Consider the following 23,150-nt stretch of genomic DNA (forward strand, 5'->3'; position numbering starts at 1 on the left):
AATATTTAGACAGTCTACACCTCATTATGACGATTTTTTTGAAAATATCTGTGATTTACATCACAAGCATAGACACTTTTGTAAAATGTTCAATAAAAAAATCCGGAAAATCCCGGATCTTTACAATTACGTGTTATCTACAAAAGCCATATGAATAGGAATACAATAGCAAAGCCAATGAAAATAGGTTTGTATGTAGCTTGGATATTTGTCTCGTGCTTAATCCCGTGAATGCTTGCATATCCTAAAGTCGCGATAGAAGTCCCCATTAGAATCGCCTTCATTTTAGTTGGAGCATCTATGTACATATAACCTATAATAATAGATGTAAATAATAATAGGGATAAGCACACAGATACGAGAATAAAGGGTGATAGAGAATCCGACCGATTTAATAGCAATAGAAACAAAGCGAGTCCTTCAGGGATTTGATGTATAATAAATGTACCAATTAATGCACTAGAGGTCCATTCCATCTCCCCTAATTCTGAACCTATTGTCATACCAGTGGGCATGTTATGAATTGCCATGCCAATGACAAGTAACAGAGTGGCGATAGATGTTTTGGGTGCGTATTTGTTTTTATGTAATTCCATGATAATGCCCTCAACAAGGAACATTAAAATAATACCCGAAAGGCATCCAATGATTAGTCCTAACCAGTTATATTGTTGTAATGTTTCGGGGGCTAGATGAAAGAATATCATACCAAGTATGATGCCACATCCGAATAAATACAGGACAGATGTATGGTTTTTAAAAAATATAGACATGATCCAACCGATGCCCCCACCGATTATAAGACCAATTAACAGTAATATAGAAATGAATAAGATCTGTCCAATCACATTCGCTCCTCCCCCACTAATTCATCATATACCTGGGGTGAAACTAATATGACCAATGACATAGTATTTTGTTTAAAAGTCCATCTTTACATTTGGACAACGTTTTTTTAATTCAGAGATAAATCGTTGTTCCTTTTTAGGTGAAATCTTCACACTTCCTAGAATCGCTGTTTTATAGAAGATTTCAAGGCCATTTCTAGCTGTTAATAATCGATAACCTGAATACATGTCTTTCGTACGTGAAATTCTTGTAATGGTAGCATAGCGAATCCTACTACGGAATGGGCCACCTTTTACAAGTAAATATTCATCTAACAGTACATATTCAATAGTAAAAGTAATCCATAAGATGAAAGTCGTTAGGACGATAAAGAGTCCTATCATAATGAATTGAGCAAGTAAGGGTGCATCTTGATCTAAAATTATAGGTAGTATCGTCGCTAAACCAAGGATAAGAATGGAAATTGTTATAAATATAATATAAAATCGATCTATTTTTGCCTTAAAGTGCACTGGTTACATCGCCTTTCCATACGTTGTTATAAAAATACTATCTACTTCTATATACGAATGTGTAAAAGAATGGTTTCAGGATTATTTGTGTTAGAATAAACGTACGGAGGGATCTTGATGAACAAAATAATACTATTTGATGGCGAGTGTAATTTTTGTGACCGTAGTGTCCAGTTTATTATTAAACGAGATCGTACTGCTACCTTTAAATTCGCCTCTCTCCAAAGTGATATCGGAGAAAAACTAAGGGAAAAGTATCAAATTCCAAAGCATTTGGATAGCATAATTCTGATCGATGAATCAAATTGGTATTCCAAATCTACTGCTGCTCTCAAGATATGCAAAAATCTTAATGGCTTATGGAAAGTACTCTATCCATTGTTGATTGTACCTAAGCCACTTAGAGATATCTTCTATAATGTTATCGCAAGAAATAGATATAAATGGTTTGGGAAAAAAGAAAGTTGTGAACTTCCGTCTCCTGATATTAGAAAACGTTTTTTGTAAATGCAGCTCTGTTATGAAACATGAGCTGTTTTTTAAATGTCAATGACCAAAAGTGAACTAATCAAAATAGTCATGAAAAAAATTATCGATAGTATCCTACCTACTTTTGCTCCCCAATCATCTCTATATTTATATCCCAAAAATAATGCAGGTAAGAAGAAAATTAGTGAATAAAATGCAGTATAATGCAATCCATGATCGCCTTTTGACCATGGTTTTAATCCAATAGATTGTATTATACTGTCCCCTAACGCTGCTTGATCACCAAATGAAAAGGAAAATAAAAATCCTAGTGAAAACAATAATAGTGAAAATGATCCTATTCCGATCTTTGTCTTCTCATATTTCAATATACTGTAACACCTCCAATAAGGAACTAATTAAGGTGAATAATTTTAGGAGAACCGTCCTTGCAAATAGAAGATTCCCTATTCTCATCAATCAAAAATGCCTTTTAAGGATGTTTTATTAATTGAGTTCTACATGAATCTTTTGATCTGGGAATGTGGTTTTCTGATAGCCATGTACTCTTATTCCAATAGGTTTAACGATATCCTCATTACCAGACTCAATAATTAGCTCTTCTTTAATTATGTAGTGTCTAATTTTTTCCATTTCTCTCGTGTATGTGGTCATTTCTTCTAGATTAACTTCATTCCCACTATAATCAACATATATGCCTTCATAATTATTATAGCTCATTCCATGGACCCCTGAGTCAGTAAAAACATCGTAAATAAGCCTTTCAAATACTCTGTCCTCCGTATAGGGAAAATTCATAGTTAAGCTAGAGGGTGTCCCTAACTTGATGTCATCAATAGTCACATCCGTGTTTGCTACCGTAATAGTTTGCGGTTCAGTTGAATCTGGATTAATAGTAAAATTTTCGTCTATAGGAACTGTTTCATTTAGGAAAGAAATCGATAAGTCAATCGAGTCTGGTGTGTAATAATACATAGGATCAAAGGCTGCGAAATCGAGTCGCCAATTTGCATCAGAACGCATGTCATCAATTGGTATAATTGACATATCTTCTCGAAGGAAAGTGTCTTCATTACTATCTAATCTGTCAAATTGAAGATAAGGCAAACCATATCCAGTAGAATCCTGCTCTTGTTTGAATTGATACTCAAAAAGTGTAGTTGTAGGAGCAATAGTTACTTTGTTTATTTTTATCTTATATCCTGCAATATCAGTTTCTAGATTAACTACTTTTTCAAGCATCTCCTCTTTTTTAATCGGAATATCAAATTTCCATTCCCCGTCTGTTAATTCGCCTGATTCAGTATGCATCATATACGAATATTTATTTAATTCATTCACTTCTTGTAAGCTACTAATTACTAATTCTATTTCACCTTCATCTTCTGAAATAGGAGGCATTCCAATCCTACCTCTGTAAACGGTGTCACTGGTCATTTGATCAGGTAGATCCATCATACTATGTACAGGATCAATGAACCGTTGATTAAAATCAAATACCCCTTCTTCCGTTAATACTCTAGGATGATTTGAAATTCTTAATAACCTGCCTTTATCTAAATCCTCAACCTCATAATAAACAAACGTTTGAATATCATCAGCCAGAACATGTGTGATCGTAACCTTAACGCCATTATCCTCTACAGAAAGATCTAAATTATTATCTAATCCAAATCGTTTTATTTCTTCAAAATTGCCTTGATCAATACTTTGATCGCCCCACCAGCTTGCAAGCTTGTCCATTGCACCAGTAGTGAATGTGATAAAAACAATAAATAGAATAGATACCGTTAAAATTCCCCATGTTTTCGGAGAAAGTCGGTGTATTAATCCACTAGTGGTTTTAATATATGTTCTGTTACATCTAGAACAGTTTCTTATGTGTTCTTCTATTAAAACTATCTCTTCATGTGTATATTTTGTAAGATCTTTATTTTTAATATATTTTCTACATTTTTTGCATTTCATTTTGTGCACCTCGATTTACCTAATCTTATGTCGATGTCCTCTATATTTCTTTTCGACTAAAACAGAGAAATTCCTCTATCTTTGTGTACTTTGTTGTTTAAGATTGCATAAAAATAAAGAAATGCTTTTTCTTAAACATGATTTCTTTCAATGAAACATAAAATGCAAAGATGGCGACATTAAAGCAATGTTGGAGGGCAAATCATGAGTTTATACTTCATTTTTATTTCTGCACTTTGTACAAGCTTAGGTGCTTTACCTATATTTTTAATTAAGAATGTATCCCATAAAGGAAAGGATACATTACTTGCCTTTACAGCTGGGGTTATGGTTGCAGCTTCTACTTATGGCCTAATTCCGTCAGCGTTAAAGCTTTCAAATGTCGGGATCCTGATTGTAGGCATATTAATTGGAACTTTAGTGTTAACGATGTTGGAAAGTTTAATCCCTCATGTCGATTTAGATCATACTCCAAATTCTTCTCCTCATGCGAGTGTTATTTTATTTTTAGTTGCAATGTCCCTACATAACATTCCAGAAGGATTGTCGGTTGGCATAAGTAATGTAAGTAATAGTGAAGAGTTAGGACCAGTCGTGTCTTTTGCGATTGGCATACAGAATATACCAGATGGTTTTTTGGTAGGACTGTTTTTAATCACGTTACATGTTAGTCGACTAAAAGCCTTTTTATTGGCTAGTATGACTGGATTCATTGAGCTAATTGCGAGCCTAGTAGGTGTAGCGTTCGGAGAGTTTTTTGAACCAATTATTCCATATGGACTAGCATTTGCAGCGGGTTCCATGTTGTTTGTTGTGTATAAAGAACTGATTCCCGAAAGTCACGGGGACGGGAATGAAAGAGTTTCTACGATTTCTTTTATCTTGGGTTTTTTAATAATGATCTTACTTACGGAATGGTATAGGTAACATCATTTTGATGTTTAACTCTCTTTATTTTAGAGAATAGAATTAAAAAACCATCTAAAGAGGTGCATTTCTTATTAATGCCTTAATCTATATTGCCATTTTTATTGGAGCAGCAATTGTTTCTGCGTTAGCAGCAATTCAATTATCTATACATGCAAATAAGATTAGTAAACATTCAAACATGAGTGGATTTGTTACAGGGACACTTTTACTTGCTGTAGCAACGTCTTTACCTGAATTAACAGTGACCATTTCCGCTAGTATTATAAACAATCCTGATATAGCTATAGGCAATGGGTTAGGCAGCATTTTATTTAACTTTTTTGTATTATTTGCGTTTGATATACATTTTCGTGGTAAACGTTTATTTCTCCATGTATCGGATCATCATGTTTACTCAGGAATTATTTCTCTTATTTTAGGATTAATTACTGCGATTGGGCTTGTCTTACATAGCTCTATCGCTATCATGCATATTAGCTTTATTAGCGTTTTGATTATAACCGTTTACATTGTAGGGATAAAAATCATATCAAAAGCTAAATCTGATCAAAACACTACAACCAAAACAGAGAAAGAACCTTTAACTCAGTCTAACAAGTTAAAATATTCTGTAACGAAATTTATACTATTTAGTGTAATTATCTTTGTTTCTGGAAGTGCTCTTTCACTTTCTGGAGATGCAATGGCTCGAAGTACAGGAATTAGTTCCACCGCTATCGGGGGAATTTTAGTTGCAATGGCCTCTTCTATACCAGATGCAATGAGTGTGTACACTGCTTTAAGATTAGCTAACGTAAACTTAGCAATAGGGACGATCTTAGGTAGTAATATGTTCAATATTCTAGCACTTACAATCGCAGATGTTTTTTATTCTAAAGGAAGTATATGGTTAGATACGGATAATCAACTAGTTTATATGTCTTTGATTGGTTGTTTCTTAACATTAATGGTAATGTTAATCATTAAAAGAGATCATACAAAAAATACATTTACCTACATCCTACCCTCTTTGATTGCCGTTGTTAGTTATTTTGTTATTGTGTTTTTCGTTATGTAGTATTTGATATCTAAGGAGATGTCTACCAACACTTTTAATCTTGAAAGGCTTTTACTTTTAGGGATCTTCTTTCCTTTTCGGTTCATCCAGCTACCTGTTACCTTCTTTGTCAATAGTTCGTTATTTTCTTTTAGTCAATATTATCACGAGTTATAAAAACTTTTGAATACAAAACAAAAACAATTCGCATATTAGGATTAAAAGGAGCGTAGTGAACATGAAAAGAAACGATCACTTAGAAAATGAAGTGCTTTATCTTACTAATCAAGCATACGATCAATTTCACCATCAGAATAAGGCTACACAACATAAAAATGAAGAGTTTATTAATAAGAAGCCAAAAAAAAGATAATCAATAAAACACAAGCTATTCTGTAGCTTGTGTTTTAAGTTATCATAGTATGTTTAAGGTAAATACGTTACTTGATTATATCTTTAATTGTCTTCTCTAGAGTTGGAAAACTAAATTGGAATCCCTCACGCTCTAGTCGTTCAGGAATTACCCACCTACTTTTTAGTACTAGCTCCGTTTCCGTTCTAATAAAAATAGCTCCCATTTCTAGCATCAATCGAGGTGCTGGTAGACCAAAGGAAACTCCCATTGCACGTCTGATCGTTGTCATAAGTTCTTTATTACTAACAGGGTTTGGAGCAGAAACATTGAAAATACCTGTTAGATCGTGTCTATCTCTTAAAAAGAGTATGATTTGTAATAAATCCTCTACGTGAATCCAGCTGAATTTTTGCTTACCGGAACCTTGCACGCCACCCATTCCGAATCTAACTAGATTCTTATACGGTGTCATCACGCCTCCTCCTTTACCTAATACAATGGCAATTCTTAAAGCAATTTGCCTTGTATTTGGCAAATCAAATGACAAGAGTGTTTCTTCCCATGCTTTTGCTACATCAACGGAAAATCCTTCACCTAATTCCCCGCCTTCTTCCGTCATTGGTCGATCCTCCGCATGACGATAGATCGTTGCTGTACTTGAATTCATCCATATTTTTGGAGGATTTTCACAGGATAGGATAGCATTCCCTAAAATAGTTGTAGTTTCTGTTCTAGAATCCATAATTGCTTTCTTGTTCTTTTCGTTATAACGACAATTGACAGATTTTCCAGCCAGGTTAATCAAAAGCTCGGCGCCTTCTAATGCTTGGACAATAGATGCCTGATCTTTCCAGGATATATGAGGAGTTTGTCTTGAAATGATAGAAACTTTATAACCTTGTTCTTGAAACTTGTGCTGAAGATAACTTCCAATAAAACCTGTTCCACCTGCAATTACGACATGTTTTTTCATTATTCTATCCCCCATCCACTTAATGATTAACTCCATATTAACATACCATCTAAAGTAACGATGTTCATCAAGCAATAAGTTGTACATTTTTAAAAAAATCCCTGCTAATCTGAGATGTATTTCCTCAAAAAAGCAGGGATGCATTTAAAATATAATATGTGCAACTAGTGCAATAATAGGTAGTGTGATCATCGTTCTTAATAAGAAGATTATTACTAAATCAATAAAACGAACAGGAATTTTTGAAGCAAGTAGAATTCCACCGACCTCAGACATGTATATTAATTGTGTAACAGAAACGCAAGCGATAACAAACCTAGTGAATTCACTTTCTATGCCACTACCAAGTAAAGCTGGTAGAAACATATCAGCAAAACCAATAACCATTGTTTGAGCTGCCTCAGTTGCTTCAGGCACCTGCAATAATTGAAGAATTGGGACAAATGGAGTACCAATCAATGCAAACACAGGCGTAGTTTCAGCAATAATGACAGCAATTGTTCCGATTGCCATGACAACAGGGATCACACCAAACCACATGTCCAGGACATTTTTCAGGCCACTTTTTAATGTATCCTGAAATCCTTCATTTCTTTTTGCCTGAGCTAAAGCTTTACTTAAAGCAAAACGGAATTCTGTTCTTCTTTTCACAGGTAATTCTTGCTTTTTCTCCGTTTGCTCAACCACGTACGTATTTGGTTTACGAGATAAAGGCGGAATTCTTGGAAGTATTAATGCTGCAACAAATCCAGCCAGTACAATTGTAAAATAATAAGGAACAAATAACGCCTGTAATTTTAGCTGAGAAAGAATAACGATACTAAATGTAATAGAAACAACGGAAAAAGTAGTACTTATTACGGCTGCTTCTCGTTTTGTATAATGACCTTGTTCATATTGATTATTTGTTAATACAACACCAATCGTTCCATCACCCATCCATGAAGCTAAACAATCAACAGAAGAACGACCAGGTAAAGTAAATAGCGGCTTCATTACTTTATCTAATAAGGTTCCAAAAAGTTCTACCAATCCAAAGTTAAGAAGTAATGGTAGAAAGATACCAGCAAATAAGAATATAGTAAACAATAAAGGAATTAGTTCAAATAACAGTAGCCCTCCAGTTGCGTCAGACCATACCCATTCAGGACCCAACTCTAAAAGAGTCATAATAGCTAATATGGCCCCCACAATTCTAACAATTACCCATGCAGGATGAACAACAAATATAGTAGTAAGAAAATGATGTGCTGTTATCCATCGCGGTTTTAAAATAGTTGCCCAAAACGTTACGAACGCAACGATCACCAATATAATTGTCATTGTCTCAGGGATGATTGGCGATATGAAGCCTTCCAGCTTATTTGCCATCCAAGCAACAGGTATCGTTATCTCTCCATTAGAAGAAATTGGAATCATGAATAATAAAATACCAACAAGAGATGGTAAAATAAAAAGAAGATAATCCCCCACTCCATATTGGCTAAGATCGTCATGTGATCTTACATTTGTTTCTCTTTCATCTGACAAAACTCCATCACTCCTTGTCTAGAATTCTTTTTATTGATGGGAGTTACTATTTACTTACTTAATATGTGTTGAAACGAATCATAGTATTTCTTCTTTACTATATTTCTTAAACCAATTAACCAAATAATCATGAGTGTAGACATCGTTTGGGTATTCGATAAACGCTGTATCTTCTTCCTCATACAGAAATTGAAGGAATTCGTTTAATGCTCCAATATATTCGTTGTATAGAAATTCAAAACTGATCGTCTCTTTTGGCATCAGGTTTTGTTCACATACTTTTGGATTTGTATAGTTCACATAAGTTCGGCAAGGAATTGGTCGTATTTCATATGCCATACATTGGTTTGTTTCTGTGTTTAACATAACACAAGGTACATTTGCTTTTTTGTACGATAACTTAAAATTAGGATCTGCATTAAAATCTATTGCTGTTAGTTCCTTTAATTTATCTCCATATTTTTTATAATAATGAGAAAAATGGTCTCTAAGTTCTGTTTTTCTGTCTTCTGGAAATCCCTGAATGGCTTTGCACATTAATTTTGCTTCCATTTCATTTATCACAATTGGAAAATAACAACAAAACGCGCAACCTAGTTGACAAGTAGGCTTCATGTTAACCATCTGCTCTATACCTGCCATTTCATTATTAACAACCTGGAGCAATTCCGTGAAACTAGCTAGTAGTTTGTTTTCCGTTGTTGTGTCTGCTTCTGCCCATTTTTCTACTATACGGTAAAAATTCTCTTCATCTACTTGATATATTTGGTTGATCTTTTCACATTTCAACTGAATTTCCTCGTAGGTTAAGAAGTTATCCATAGTGGTTTCCCCTCTACTTATCAATTACTTTTATATTTTAGGTCTAGGCACTCAATTTCCTATAATATCATATTTTGATTTGATTCATAACAAAAATTTCTAGGTAACTTTACGAACTATCATTTTATCTTCACAAAAAAATAAAGAGAAGAACAAAAATGTTCTCCTCGTACTATGTCGATTCTATAGGTGTTGGGGGAAACTCTCACAGATAAAGGTTCTCAAGAAGTACTTCTATTTTTTGCTTGTTCCCAATCTGAAAAGTAATATAGAGCATTTTTCATCAATTGAGGATGTGACTTCTTGATTTTCTTTTTGTTTAAATTTTTCTCCAACTTTTCCAACCTTCTAATACCTTCCATTACTTCCTCTAAGCTCATATCTACTTCCACTTCAAAACCCCCTTTCCATAATTTACTTTTAGATTCACCAATGGTTGGATATTTATTCAAATTTATTTAAACATTTTTACAATTCTATAATTAAAAAAGCACTCCAAAGAGGAGTGCTTTTTTTGACTTGTTTCTATTCTTTTATGAGTCCTGATTTATGTGTTCGATTTTTTCTCCAAACGTATAATAATAAGCCGATCATTAAAACACTTTGACTAAAAAATATGATTGCATCCCAAAAAGATGCCTGGTTACTAGGGTCAAATAATGCGGGTATAATGCTTGAATAAACAAAAATCATTTGTGGTACAAAATAGAAAGCAAATAGTCCTATTGTGAAAACCACACCACAAATATAGAAGATACTATAATATTTGACTACCTTTTCTTCTCCTTCAAAAGTTTCCGTAGATGGATCTGGTTTGATTAATGGGATCCATTTGTGAAGAAATTTCTTGCCATTTTCCATCAGGTTATAGCAACCTGTCATATTCTCACAAAGATAATACAAATCTGTTTTCATATAAAAACAACATTGATAGACCGTCTTAATAAATATATCAAGCACGATAATTGATAATACACCTATGAATACAGGGTGACTACCTTGAAAAATCAACAATAAGCTAAAAGCAGAAAGCAACATCACTTGATCAAAACAAATTCCTGCCGTATATAAGATATTTCGTTGTTGTGGTCTTAATTTCCACGCTCCAGTTAAATCAGTTTCAAACACGACAAATAATAATCGATGACCGATATCTAGTTTAGCTGGTAGGCCGTAGGAACGAACTGCTAATATGTGTCCAAATTCATGGATCATGATAAGGATCAAGGTTATCAACATATAGGTTACTATGTTAAACATCATAGAATCAAAAATAAATAAGTCCGTGTAATTAGGTAATAAATGCGGATGTATGAAAACCATTATTATATTTATAAGTATTATGCCTGCAAAAATCTTTGTAGAAATTTTATTGAAGAAGAATTTGCCAACTACAGGTGAAAGCCATTTAAAACCATTGGGTGTATGATTTTGTTTCACCTTATTGTTAATTAACTTACCATCGATTGTCTCAATAAGATCAAGTTCTAATAGTTGATTTGCAAAAGAAAGTAATTCTACTTCATCTTCTGGGTAGTTAAGCAAAAGCCTTTCCTCTATTTCACAAAGTGTTTCGCCTTTTCTTATCATGTTAATTGCTTCTATACAAATCTTAGGCATCTCATAAAATTCACCAGACATGTTGTCTTCAACAATAAAGTGCTTGTTATCATCGCGAATAGTTAAAGGGTATAGGGTTAGTTTGGAATCTTTACTCAATTGCATCATGCTTCCCCCAAATTTATATAAAAATAAATAGGATGCTAACTTTATAGCATCCTGTAAATAGTCAAAAAATAATTACTAATCTCTAAGATTTAAATAAGAAGCACCACCAACAAGTTACTTTTAATTTACTTAATTTTCTTACTTTCATAGTCTTGCACCTCCTTTTGGTTGTTCTCCATAGTTTCTATTTCTATTATGTAGCTTTCATAAAATTCAACCCAGGATTGATATGTCTCTTGGAATAAATCCACTAAATCCGGATCAAATTGTGTACCCTTACCATCAATAATACGTTTATAAGCTTCCTCTAAAGGTAAAGCTGCTCTATAAGATCGTGATGATGTCATAGCATCAAATGCATCGGCAATTGCTGTGACTCGAGCTAGATATGGAATCTCTTCTCCCTTCAACATTTTAGGGTATCCAGTTCCATCCCATCTCTCATGATGATAATAAATAACATCTATGTAATCTGCAATTCCTTCCACTTGCTGAACTGCTTTTGCACCAACAGTAGGATGCGTTTTTATTATTTCATATTCTTCTATTGTTAACTTAGATGGTTTTATTAATATTGAATCTGGAATATGAATTTTACCTATGTCATGTAATAAACAAGTATAATAAAAAGAATTTAATTCGTCTTTTTTAAATTTATTTGTAGCTCTCGCTAACTTCATTGCATACTCTGCTACACGCTCGCTATGACCTCTAGTATAGGGATCCTTAAGTTCCAATGTAGCAATAATCCCTTTCACAATCCCTTCTAATTGCTTATCATAGGACTTCTTAACAGCTTCTACATAACTGTGTATCCGATGTAAAATGATATAAGCTATCATAGATAATACAACAACAATAAGAATTGGAAATAATACAACAGGATCTTGAATAGCTAAGCCTATTACTAAGTATTTTAACCCCGTTCCAATTGAAACTAAATAGAAGAACCTTTTATTCACAAAAATTGGTGAAAATAGTATAATGAATAGCTCTACAACATTACCATTCGTATAACTATTACCTTCACTTCCTAGATAAAACCATATGTCGCTTATTATATTAATAGATGTTAATCCAATAAAAAAAATATACTTAATTAAATACGGTTTATCATTCTTTAATAGGAACATCGAAACCGGTAAAAGACCAAATAAAATGATATATTGAACATAATCAAATATATTGGTTTCTTTGGCTAAGTCTGACCCCCATGGTAGTTCAGGTAATAAGTAATTGTAAAAAACATCATATATTATAAAAATTGCATAAAATAACCATAAAAACCATATTGTTGTTTTTACTTCCGCATTTGTTAAAGCACTACTCTTAAGTCGTTTTTGCATTTTTTAATCCTCACCGTTTCTAGTTAGTATTATGATACATGATTATTGACCTTCATTTTATTAAGATAATGTTAATAATCATAAAATTCTGTCATTATGTTAGTAATATTAGATGATTTGGTGATTAATTGTCTAGTTTTTGACTAGCGTTAAGGATTAGTTGATTTTTTTCATAGTCCATATTACTTATTTTTGATATTTTACTACTATATAGGTTTTTTCTGGGCTATTATGTACGTTCTTGTAATTAAATTCTAATACATTTATCTAGATCTTCAAAAAGAAATTTTTGCATACGATAGTCCAATACTTAACCAGAGAAGGTAGTAGTCTACTAGATTTAGCAAAGGTAGATTTATGTATATTTTTGATTGTATTAGTCATGTTATGTCCCTAACATTTACTAATTAATTGAAGTATAAGTGAATAATGGAAATGTGTAAATATTAGCTGAAATAAAACTGTAAACAGATTGTAAATTATTTCACAATATATAAGTATTTTATCCTATGTGAAAATGTAATTTTGGAACAATTCTATATTTTCTTATAAAAAATAGTGCAAAGGTGGGAATTTATTCTTAAAGCATTATTTGTTTCTATTTACTCGACCTTTTGCTGATTTCCATAGTTTTTAGGTGTTTTTACAATTAGAATTAAAAAAGCAATCCAAAGTCATTAAAAGTAATGACTTTGGATGTGCTTCTTAATAGAAATGTCATTGAGATTTATTAATGTAAGACGACTATTCCTGCCCTCCAACTTCCTCGTTCTCGCCTTCTCCTTCAACAGATTCATCTATTTCCTCACTAACTCCATTTTTTGCTCTTTCTTCTTTTAGATTATAATAAGCATCCATCATTCTTTTTCCAATATTGTGATGAGGAGAATAACCTTTTAATTCTTTCCCGTTTCTAGGAACAACGATGGCAAAAGCAACTTCTGGCTCGTCGTATGGTGCGTAACCAACAAGTGTAAGATTCTCTGTATTCCCTACTTTAACACCGTTCTCATATATATCATTTTCTGCAGTTCCTGTTTTCCCAGCAACTTTATACTTTCTATATTCTGGTTCACCCCAATAGGAAGATGAAGAAGCAGTACCTCTAGAACCGTGATATACATCAATTAAGCCTTGCTGAACACGGTTAATGTATTGATCACTCATATCAATTTTATTCATAACATCTGTATTTAAAGATTTTACGACAGGTCCTAGTTGACCTTTCTCAGACTCTGATTTTCTTATTTCTTTTACAAAGTGTGGTCGAACACGATAACCATCACTAGCAATTGTTGATATATACTGTGCTAACTGAAGTGTAGTGTACGTATCATATTGCCCAATCGCAATATCCAATAAGTTACCTGCTTGTTGATTTGCGCCAATTACTCCGACACTTTCATAAGGCATATCAATTCCGGTTTCAGTACCTAAACCGAATTGATTAAAATAATTCCGAAGCTCTTGAAAGCTATCCCAATCAAAGCCATATAATGGTTCATTATATCTGTAGGTAGCATCTGCTAAACGCATGGCAATATGAAACATATAGACGTTGGAAGACCGTTCTAATGCTACACGATCGTTTAACCAACCAAGGTTATTATAAGAACTTTTTTCTGGTGTTTGGGCTATTTTAACTGGTTTATCCTCAATTCTAGTTCCAATCCCAATCACTCCAGAATCTAGCCCAGCTAATACGGTTGCGCCCTTTACCGCAGAACCGGGCTGATACGCATCATAGATAACACGGAACGATTGATCAGAGTACGTCCCATCTTCACGGTCATAACGACTACCGGAAATTGCTAAGATCTCACCGGTTTTAGGTTCCATCAATACGGCTAAAGCATCTTGCAAAAATCTATTTGATCCTGGATATTGCTGAAGTGCTGCCTCTAATTCCTCTTGAACAATTACATCTAACTCTTTTTGTAATTCCATGTCAATGGTAAGCACTAAATCATTACCACTTTGACCATCTACAACGGTTTCTCTTCCCACAACTGCTCCACTCTTGTCAATTGTATATTGGACTTCTTCTTTAATTCCTCGCAGTTCACTTTCGTATTGTTGTTCTAAACCACTTAATCCTACACGATCATTTCTACTATAACCACGTGTTAAGTAGTAATCACTATTTTCACTTGGAATCCCTTCGCTGGAAGATGAGATCCTACCAATAAAGTTACTAAACGTATTTCCATAGACCGTTTCTCGACTCCAATCCGTTGCAGCGTCGATGCCTGGTAACTCATAAAGATGTTCAGCTACCTTGGCAAACTCTTCTGCAGTGACACCTTCGTTCTTTATCACATGCGGCGTCAATTCGTAAGCTTGGTCTAATTCCTTCTTAATCGCAACAATATTTAATAATTCTTTATCCGACCAGTCATATTCGTTATAATCCGCAGCTGTAATTTTATCAAGTATCCTCTGGTATTGCGGACCATTCTCTAAATCTTTTTCCTCTTCAGTGAGTCGTTCTGTGGCTTCGTCTGCATTAAATAGAAACCAATATTCTTTTTTATCTCTTTCTCTTATTCTATCTTTTAATTCTTCCTGATCTTCTTCAATCACGATAAACTCCGCTAATTTTTCTGCAAGGTCAAGGCGCTTATCTGCAGACTCACCACTTTTAGGTGGTGTATAAGTAATGGAACGCACAGGTTCATTATCCAGAATAATTCTACCGAACCGATCATACATGAGACCTCTTGGTACGGATAACTTTGTAGTTGTATCTGATGTTTTATTAATTTCCTGTTGTGCTTCTTCCCCATTTAATATTTGTACTACTCCTAACTGTAAAACTAACATGGCAAATAAAACGAATACAAAAATGAAAAGTATATTTAACCTAAAAGGCAGGTGTGACTTATTTTGTTTTTCTTTAGCCATTTTTTACCCCCCAAAACTTAAATACGGAACAATTAGCAATATTTCCCTTTAATTACATACTAACACAAATATTTCAAATCTTTATACATTTTAACGATTAAAATATTACAAAGAAAAAAATAGTATAATAGTTAAATTCTGTTAAAATAAAGATGTTATGAGGAAGCTATGAAGGTGAGGAGAAAACATGACCGTTTTAGAAGTAAAACAGTTAAAGAAGTCCTTTGGTGCAATTCGTGCCGTGGATGATATTAGCTTTTCTGTAAAAGCTGGTGAAGTATTTACAATTATTGGTCCAAATGGTGCTGGTAAAACTACAACACTTGAAATGATTGAAGGACTTGTTCCACCAGATCAAGGTGAAATTAAATTTGGCGAATTAAACTGGGATAAACATGCTGATCAAATTAAGATGAAAATTGGAGTCCAACCACAATCTAGTGCGATGTTTGATTTGTTAACACCAGAAGAAAATCTGAATTTATTTTCTACATTTTATACAAGTGCACGACCAACAGAAGAAATATTAGAGCTTATCAATCTTACAGAACATCGAAATAATCATGTCAAAAAGCTATCTGGTGGACAAAGGCAAAGACTTGCTATTGGGCTAGCCATGATAAGTGACCCTGAAATCATTTTCCTCGACGAACCTACAACAGGTCTAGACCCTCAAGCAAGACGCAACATTTGGGATATTATCTTACAACTTAAAGCATTAGGAAAAACAACAATACTTACAACACACTACATGGAAGAAGCAGAAAAGCTGAGTGACAGAGTATGTATTGTAGACCAAGGGAAAATTGTGACATTGGATACACCTGCTTCTCTAATTGAACAGCTTACACAAGAAAGAGAAGTACACTTATCATTTATTGACGGCGCTGAAGCAGCAGAACAAGCTGAGCTATTTATGACCAAACTAGAGTCTGTTACGCGTACAGAACGAAACCAAGCATCATTAAAAATTTGGACGACAAAGCCTGAAGATACTTTGTATGAGTTATTTAAGTTTACCAAGGAAAATAATTACCACGTCGAACAGGTGTCTATCCATGAGATGAGTTTAGAAGATGTGTTTATTGCATTTACTGGTAAGGAGTGGAGAGATTAACATGAATAATATGAAACAATTTCAACAGATGTTTCTCGCACAGCTTAAATTAACATTACGAGAAAAGCAAGCGTGGTTTTGGGGAATCTTCTTCCCTGTCATTCTTATGGTTATTTTTATGGTCATCTTCAGTGGTGAGTCGAACGAGGACTTTCAAGCCCAAGTTGCGGTTGTAAATGAAAACCAAAATGAAACTTCTGACATGTTATTAAGCCAGATTAGCCAAATGGAACTCTTGGATATCAAAGAGGGAACTTTTAACCGTGAAGATGCAGAGGAATTGGTGGAGGAACAAGAAGTAGATGCAGCTATAGTGCTACCTGCATCAATGGAAGAAACTTCCCTTTCTCTTATTATCAATAAAGAAAATGAACAAGGGGCAACTACGCAAGCTTTATCAGGTATCTTAGACAAATTAATTCAACAAGCTAATTTAAGTGCTGCAGGTGCAACTCAAACCTATCAATTACAATTTGAGTCCGTTACTTCTGGTACCAACGAATTAGATTATACTGATTTTCTCCTGACAGGAATGATTGCTTTAGCAATTGCGCAAGGTGGGTTATTCGGAATGGTGGATTTAGTAGAGATGCGACGAAAAGGTCTGATAAAAAGACTTCGAATGACCCCGGCGAAGATGAGTATATTTGGTCTTAGCGATATGGCAATGCGCTTCATATTCAGTATTATTCAGATCGTTCTACTTTCTCTTATTGGAGTCTTTATATTTGGTGCGAATCTTTATATTAACTTTTTTAGTCTTATAGTCGTATTCCTATTTGGAGCACTTTCTTTTAATGCACTCGGTTATTTTATTTCATCATTCAGTAAAACAACAGAAGCTTATATGGGTGTTGCAAATATCGTGAGTTTTCTCATGATGTTCCTAAGTGGAGTGTTTTTCCCAATTGAAACGATGCCCGAATGGATACAACCGGTTTCACATGTCTTACCACTCACCTATTTTGCACAAGGATTAAGAGATAGCATGGTCTATTCGACAAGTCTGGCATCAAGTACGCTATGGATAGGAATAGGAATTATTTTTCTTTGGGGAGCAATAGCTTACCTAATAGGTTCATGGTTATATAAAACAAAATCAATTGTAGCAACAAGGTAGCATTATGATAAAAAACGGGTCGTGTTCATTAACGACCCGTTTCCTTTCACAATATTAGTTTACATAATATCATTATGTTTAACTTACTTGTTTCTTTTGCAAGTAGTCAACAATTCCCTGTGCGCATATGGCCAGATCAACTTTTATATGCTGGTGTACATGATCCGAAGATGGAACACCTTTTTCCTCTAAAAATTCACTAATCATCTGATATAATTTAGCCTCCACAGACTTTGCCTTTTCTTCAAACGGTAAGTTTGCAGTCAAATCGTATTCCTTCTCCCCTATTTCAACAAATTTTGGAAGCCAAAATTTAATTTGTTCATAAACAGATTCAGGGTTTTGTGCTTTTCCATAATGCCCAAAAAAGATGGAATCAACCCCTAAGTCTTCAACTCGATCTAATGATAGTAACATATCCTCAGGATCAAATTGGTTAGGTGAAGTAGACGGAAGAACCAATTCAAAATCATGTGTTTCTGTTGGCGGGTAAAGAATCCCAAGTGTATCGCCTGTAAAGATACCGTTACTTAATGAATCATAAATCGAAAAATGATGTTTAGCATGTCCAGGTGTATCAAAAAAAGTTAATGTCCGATTTTCTCCAACTTTCAATGTTTCTCCATCATTTTTTGTTATTATTCGATCCTCTGGAACTGGCACAATAGGATCAAAAAGATGATCAAAGCTATCCCCATACACCGCTTTTGCGCCTTGGATTAGCCTCGAAGGATCAGCTAAATGTCTTTGTCCTCTTGGGTGAACATATACATATGCATTTGGGCATTTTTCCAGCAATAGGCCTACTCCACCAGCATGATCCAAATGGATGTGCGTAACGATAATATGTTTAACTTCATCTAAGCCGATATCCAATTGTTCCAATCCTTTGAGCAAATGCGGGATGGACGGACTCGCACTTGTCTCAATAACTGTTATTTCTTTTTCATGTAAAATATAGGAACCAGTTCGTTGTTCTAGACTCAGGTCATAAAGATCAATTAAGGACATGTTATAACCCATTGATTTTGGTTGTGACATATTACCACCTCATTATGAAATAGGATAAATGAATACTACTTATCCAACATCAAGATATCTCTGATGTCATCTTCTGTTAAATAAGCTCCATCTTGCTTCTCTTCATCTAAGATTTCCCCAATTAATTGGCGCTTTTTTCCTTGTAATTCATTCATCTTTTCTTCAATCGTACCACGTGTTACCAGCTTAATCACTTGAACATTTTGTGTCTGGCCAATCCTGTAAGCTCGATCAGCTGCTTGTTCTTCAATAGCAGGATTCCACCATGTATCGTACAATATAACGGTATCTGCCCCGGTTAAATTTAAACCAGTTCCCCCTGCTTTTAAGGATATAAGGAATACGTCACGCTCTCCTTCATTAAACATAGAGCAAATTTCTACCCTTTCTTCTGATGGGGTCTGTCCATCTAGGTAGAAAAATGAGCGTTCTTTTCCTGCTAATTCTCTACCAATCAAATCAAGCATTTTTGTGAATTGCGAGAAGATTAAAACCCGTCTCTTTGCTAATCTCGCTTCTTCAATCATCTCTATTAATTTGTCAAATTTAGCTGAACCAGCAGTATATTGATCAACAAACAAAGCTGGATGACAACAAATTTGACGTAATCGCGTTAAACCTGCCAAAATTCTTATTTTATTTTTTCGAATCGTATCCTGATCCAGATGTTTTAACGTATCATGTCTGAGTTTTGCTAAATAAGCCGCATACAATTTTTTTTGTTCCGGGTGTAATTCCACTGAGATTTGGGTTTCGCTTTTTTCTGGAAACTCTGATAACACATCTTTTTTCATTCTACGCAAAATAAATGGCTTAGACCTGCTTCTAATCTTCTTTTTTGAAAGGTGACTATATTCCTTTAAACCAAGAAAGAGATCTGGGAAAATAACATGAAAAATCGACCACAATTCTTCGATTGCATTTTCAACTGGTGTGCCAGTAAGCGCAAATTTATTCGTGGATTGTATTTTCTTAACAGCTCTAGCTGTTTGTGTAATTGGGTTTTTAAACGCTTGCGCCTCATCAAAAAACACGGAATGGAAGTGATGCTTTTCAAAGCCTTGGACATCCCTACGCAATAAGGAATAGGACGTAATAATTAGATCATTATTATCCATATTTTCTTGTAGTCTTAAACGATCTTTTTTCTTCCCATCTATTATCGATACCTTTATGTCTGGTGCAAACTTGTTCAACTCGTTTCGCCAATTGTACACAACAGAGGAAGGGCACACGATAAGTGATGGTTGATTAGTTGTTCGACTTTCTTCTAGTTCTGATAAAATAAAAGCAATACTTTGCAATGTTTTTCCAAGCCCCATGTCATCTGCTAAGATGCCACCAAAACCGTAATAAGCTAAAGTTTTCATCCACTGAAAACCTTCTACTTGATATCCTCTTAAAATAGTTGATAATGAATCTGGAACATCAAAAGTTAAGCTCCCTGGTTGTCGAATATGTTCTAAAAATGTACGAAAAGATTCCTCTACGAAAATAGCTTGATTTCTTTCTACGTTATCTAATAATTTTAAGCTTTTCTCAAGTGGCATACGTAATCCATTGATTGGATCTCCATTCTGCTCTGGTAAACCCTGAAGAAAACGTTGTATGTCATGAAATTCTTTTGTTTCTAGTGACATGAAGGACCCATTACGTAGTCGAAAATATTTACGTTTCTCTTCTAGAGCTTCTAATACCTCGCGAACTTGATCATCTGGAATACCATCAAGTTCAAACTTATATTCAAGCCAGTTCGTTCGTTCTTTCTTAAATTTAACCCGTATTCTTGGAAAAAAAGAATCTTTCGTAATCCGATTCCTAATTGCAGTGGTTGTATAGACTTGAGCAAGCTTTTGTAGTTTTGGGACAACATAGGTTAGAAAGTCATACTCTAAGTCTTCATTATGGAGGAAATAGCCACTATCCGTTTGGGTGAACTTACTATCCTCCATGATTTGAAGAATCTCCTCTTCCTTTTCTTTGTTCCTGATCAAGTTACTCGTTTGAGGATGAGATTCCAACGGATTGATGACTATACTTCCATAATGAAACTCCAATCCAGCTAGTAAACGATTACTAACACGGTCTAAATAAAGCTTCACCACTAACGGTGTTTTCTCCCATTTTTTTTGCAAAGATTTAGCGACCTTTACTTCACCTAGTCTTTTTAAGCCGGGTACCACTTTTTCTAAATAAATAGGAATCTGTTCTTTAGGAATAGGTATGTCGTTTGTGTTAATCGCACCTATCACTCGTTTGAATTCAAGGAGGCGATCACTATCTTGTTCAGATAGATTCCAGATGTTTGCCTTTTGAAGAACAATTGAATAATCACGCATGATAACGAATTTGTTTAACCCTTTAACGCTTAGGTAATAACTGTGATCTCTTTTTAGAAAGTCAAAGTGTAGAGGTAATTGTTCTTCCATCATGTTAAAACCGCTATAGTGCCCGCCGTCTACAAAAAATGATATATTTGCGACTTTTTTTAGTAATGGTGCAAGTGCCTTCCACGAAGAAGGGGGTATAAGTAGTTGACTTCCTGGCATATCACTTAGAAATAGTGCTTGTTTTTCTAGATATATTTGTTCATCAGAAATAATCTCAATGAGTTGTTGAATTACTGCATCTGTTTCTACTGAATAGCAATGCAAATCTAGGTCAAACGTGAATAGATTAGAAATCTTATAAGGACGATTAGCTTTCATATCTGTTAAAAATGTCCTAATTGGATTGATTTGTTCTCCATTTATTTGTACTTCTATTGAAAATAGAATTCGATCACTAACAGGTACAGGTCGAAGTGTAAAAGCAGCTTCTACCATTTCTCGATTTTCAAAATGCCGTTGAGATTTACCTGTTCGTGAGGGTGGTTCTTGGAACATATGGATCAAGTCATTAGATACAGACGCATTTTGGCCGCTTTCTAACAAGACAGGATTTCCACGCTCATGATGATAGATAGCTAACAAGACGGCAGCTACATGCTGACAATCTTTTTTATACCCTGCCAAAGTCGGACAACTACATGAAGAGTAGAAATCACCATTTCTTGCCTTTTTAATAATTACGCGAAAGTCTTCTGTTGTCTTAACAGTAGCTTCACAAACATCTACACTATAAGTATGGAAAGTAATATTGTTAGATTTATATATCGATTCCCCACTCTTAAAGGAGACTGTCCCACATCTTTCTTTAATGCTCTTATTGCTTACTTTAATGTTCATGTCCGCCCCTCCTATTATTCTTTTAGGGCTTTATTTTATCTATTTCAAAATTATATCATATTGTCTTTTTGCTCATAATCAAAAAGGCTATCCTTTTGTCGTAGAATACCCTTTTTTAGACTAGTTGAATAATTTAGTTGTACTTATCAAGATGTTGCTATTGTTTAATCCGATTAGAAAAGTAGAAAAGAATCCATTGGTTGGTTCATGACTTTTAAGTATATTTAAAAATCCATTTTAAAGAAAAAGATCTTTCAAATTACAAATAAAATAATTAATTATCATTGATTCAATTCAATCGTACTAGTTATTTCTGTTTCATTTAATGCCTGTGATGCTAGATGATCAGCTTCTCGATTTTTCTTTCGCGATACACTTCGATATTCTGGTGTAATGCCTAAGGCTTCTAATTTTGTTTCGATTCGATCTGCCCATCTGTTTAACTCCTCTTCCACACAAGGCCAATCACCAGTCAACTGGTTTACAACTACCTGTGAATCACCAATAAAGGTAACAGGCATATGGTGCACGCCAAGAAATTCTAACTCTTGAATAGCTAAATGTAATGCAGCATATTCTGCTTCATTATTCGTATTTAACTCTTTAACGAGCGCATTTTTCCTTAGCCGATACGATTTTCCGTTCTGTTGATAATAAATAGCACATCCTAATCCTGATGTGTACGTATCGATGTCAAAACCGCCATCAAAATATACCGTTACATCGTGGGCTTCTGTCTCTATCCCTTTCATATATTTCCTTAAATCTTTTATAGTCCACGTACTGTCCTGATCGTCTATGAAAGTAATTTCTTTGACGCGTCCAGTCTTTTCGATATCCTCTGCCAGTAATATTGCCTTTGCAACACGCATTGTTTCCGAAGTAAATGTTGTTTGTACACCTTTTGCTGTTTGATAAATGTATTCAATTCTTACATCCATCCAATTACCACCTTTTCAACATAATCAAGATTTTATATGGGTTTATTTCTTTATTCTCTCAACATTCGGTACATATCATCCATCTATTTTCTACCCATAAGTAGAATTCATACAAGGTCTACTTTAATATCGCCGATACCAGCATGTATATTTAGGTTAGTTAAATGTAACCAGATTGAATTAAGGTTTGTATCGGATGCACCAGCATTTACAAGCAGTAATTTACCTAAGACTTAACACTTAAGACTTATATTGTTATTAT

General features: G+C 34.3%; 20 protein-coding genes. 6 read left to right on the forward strand and 14 right to left on the reverse strand.

The features are described 5' to 3' along the window. Positions 1-137: 137 nt before the first annotated feature. Positions 138-848: a ZIP family metal transporter gene (locus NYQ66_RS14210; protein ID WP_259870362.1), complete on the reverse strand. Its 711-nt coding sequence runs from the start codon at positions 846-848 to the stop codon at positions 138-140. 72 nt (positions 849-920) lie between these two features. After that, entirely contained in the window at positions 921-1,361 is a 441-nt protein-coding gene (locus NYQ66_RS14215; protein ID WP_259870363.1) for a PH domain-containing protein, read from the reverse strand. A gap of 117 nt (positions 1,362-1,478) precedes the next feature. Here NYQ66_RS14215 and NYQ66_RS14220 point away from each other — a divergent pair, with 117 nt between their 5' ends. After that, on the forward strand, positions 1,479-1,868 hold the full coding sequence (locus NYQ66_RS14220) for a thiol-disulfide oxidoreductase DCC family protein (protein WP_259870365.1): 390 nt from the start codon (positions 1,479-1,481) through the stop codon (positions 1,866-1,868). Between the two features lie 32 nt (positions 1,869-1,900). On the opposite strand, the gene NYQ66_RS14225 is transcribed toward NYQ66_RS14220, so the two are convergent. Together NYQ66_RS14225 and NYQ66_RS14230 are read right to left on the reverse strand one after the other, a co-directional pair. After that, positions 1,901-2,218, reverse strand: a complete 318-nt coding sequence (locus tag NYQ66_RS14225; RefSeq protein WP_259870367.1) for a hypothetical protein — start codon at positions 2,216-2,218, stop codon at positions 1,901-1,903. A gap of 118 nt (positions 2,219-2,336) precedes the next feature. Next, positions 2,337-3,818, reverse strand: coding sequence for a DUF4179 domain-containing protein (locus tag NYQ66_RS14230; RefSeq protein WP_259870368.1), 1,482 nt, complete (start codon positions 3,816-3,818; stop codon positions 2,337-2,339). A 204-nt stretch (positions 3,819-4,022) separates the two neighbouring features. Here NYQ66_RS14230 and NYQ66_RS14235 point away from each other — a divergent pair, with 204 nt between their 5' ends. From NYQ66_RS14235 to NYQ66_RS14245, 3 genes are all read left to right on the forward strand, one after another. Then, complete coding sequence (locus tag NYQ66_RS14235) at positions 4,023-4,745, forward strand: ZIP family metal transporter (protein ID WP_259870369.1); 723 nt, start codon at positions 4,023-4,025, stop codon at positions 4,743-4,745. Between the two features lie 97 nt (positions 4,746-4,842). Then, entirely contained in the window at positions 4,843-5,805 is a 963-nt protein-coding gene (locus NYQ66_RS14240) for a sodium:calcium antiporter (RefSeq protein WP_259870441.1), read from the forward strand. Positions 5,806-6,022: 217 nt separating this feature from the next. Further along, on the forward strand, positions 6,023-6,157 hold the full coding sequence (locus tag NYQ66_RS14245) for a hypothetical protein (RefSeq protein ID WP_259870370.1): 135 nt from the start codon (positions 6,023-6,025) through the stop codon (positions 6,155-6,157). Positions 6,158-6,224: 67 nt separating this feature from the next. Here NYQ66_RS14245 and NYQ66_RS14250 read toward each other — a convergent pair whose 3' ends face one another. The 7 genes from NYQ66_RS14250 to NYQ66_RS14280 all read right to left on the reverse strand — a co-directional run bounded on the left by NYQ66_RS14250 (position 6,225) and on the right by NYQ66_RS14280 (position 15,442). Continuing rightward, positions 6,225-7,112 (reverse strand): TIGR01777 family oxidoreductase, encoded by an 888-nt coding sequence (locus NYQ66_RS14250; RefSeq protein WP_259870372.1) that lies wholly within the window; start codon positions 7,110-7,112, stop codon positions 6,225-6,227. Positions 7,113-7,256: 144 nt separating this feature from the next. Beyond that, positions 7,257-8,531 (reverse strand): YjiH family protein, encoded by a 1,275-nt coding sequence (locus tag NYQ66_RS14255; protein WP_259870442.1) that lies wholly within the window; start codon positions 8,529-8,531, stop codon positions 7,257-7,259. 189 nt (positions 8,532-8,720) lie between these two features. Further along, entirely contained in the window at positions 8,721-9,464 is a 744-nt protein-coding gene (locus NYQ66_RS14260) for a YkgJ family cysteine cluster protein (RefSeq protein WP_259870374.1), read from the reverse strand. A gap of 221 nt (positions 9,465-9,685) precedes the next feature. Then, positions 9,686-9,856, reverse strand: a complete 171-nt coding sequence (locus tag NYQ66_RS14265) for a hypothetical protein (RefSeq protein ID WP_259870376.1) — start codon at positions 9,854-9,856, stop codon at positions 9,686-9,688. 133 nt (positions 9,857-9,989) lie between these two features. Continuing rightward, complete coding sequence (locus NYQ66_RS14270) at positions 9,990-11,189, reverse strand: peptidase (protein ID WP_259870377.1); 1,200 nt, start codon at positions 11,187-11,189, stop codon at positions 9,990-9,992. 128 nt (positions 11,190-11,317) lie between these two features. Next, positions 11,318-12,538 (reverse strand): HD-GYP domain-containing protein, encoded by a 1,221-nt coding sequence (locus tag NYQ66_RS14275; RefSeq protein ID WP_259870378.1) that lies wholly within the window; start codon positions 12,536-12,538, stop codon positions 11,318-11,320. Positions 12,539-13,282: 744 nt separating this feature from the next. Then, on the reverse strand, positions 13,283-15,442 hold the full coding sequence (locus NYQ66_RS14280; protein ID WP_259870380.1) for a peptidoglycan D,D-transpeptidase FtsI family protein: 2,160 nt from the start codon (positions 15,440-15,442) through the stop codon (positions 13,283-13,285). Positions 15,443-15,629: 187 nt separating this feature from the next. Between NYQ66_RS14280 and NYQ66_RS14285 the strand changes: the two genes are divergently transcribed. Together NYQ66_RS14285 and NYQ66_RS14290 are read left to right on the forward strand one after the other, a co-directional pair. Continuing rightward, entirely contained in the window at positions 15,630-16,559 is a 930-nt protein-coding gene (locus tag NYQ66_RS14285; protein ID WP_259870381.1) for an ABC transporter ATP-binding protein, read from the forward strand. 1 nt (position 16,560) lies between these two features. After that, on the forward strand, positions 16,561-17,679 hold the full coding sequence (locus tag NYQ66_RS14290) for an ABC transporter permease (RefSeq protein WP_259870383.1): 1,119 nt from the start codon (positions 16,561-16,563) through the stop codon (positions 17,677-17,679). A 78-nt stretch (positions 17,680-17,757) separates the two neighbouring features. On the opposite strand, the gene NYQ66_RS14295 is transcribed toward NYQ66_RS14290, so the two are convergent. From NYQ66_RS14295 to NYQ66_RS14305, 3 genes are all read right to left on the reverse strand, one after another. Further along, entirely contained in the window at positions 17,758-18,720 is a 963-nt protein-coding gene (locus NYQ66_RS14295) for an MBL fold metallo-hydrolase (RefSeq protein WP_259870385.1), read from the reverse strand. Positions 18,721-18,755: 35 nt separating this feature from the next. Beyond that, positions 18,756-21,947 (reverse strand): DEAD/DEAH box helicase, encoded by a 3,192-nt coding sequence (locus NYQ66_RS14300; protein ID WP_259870386.1) that lies wholly within the window; start codon positions 21,945-21,947, stop codon positions 18,756-18,758. 281 nt (positions 21,948-22,228) lie between these two features. Continuing rightward, positions 22,229-22,888 carry a ribonuclease H family protein gene (locus tag NYQ66_RS14305; protein WP_259870387.1) on the reverse strand — a complete coding sequence of 220 codons (660 nt, stop codon included), beginning with the start codon at positions 22,886-22,888 and terminating at the stop codon, positions 22,229-22,231. Between the last annotated feature and the right edge of the window lie 262 nt (positions 22,889-23,150).

This window comes from Aquibacillus koreensis, from assembly GCF_025154055.1.
Classification (GTDB): Bacteria; Bacillota; Bacilli; order Bacillales; family Amphibacillaceae; genus Aquibacillus_C; species Aquibacillus_C koreensis.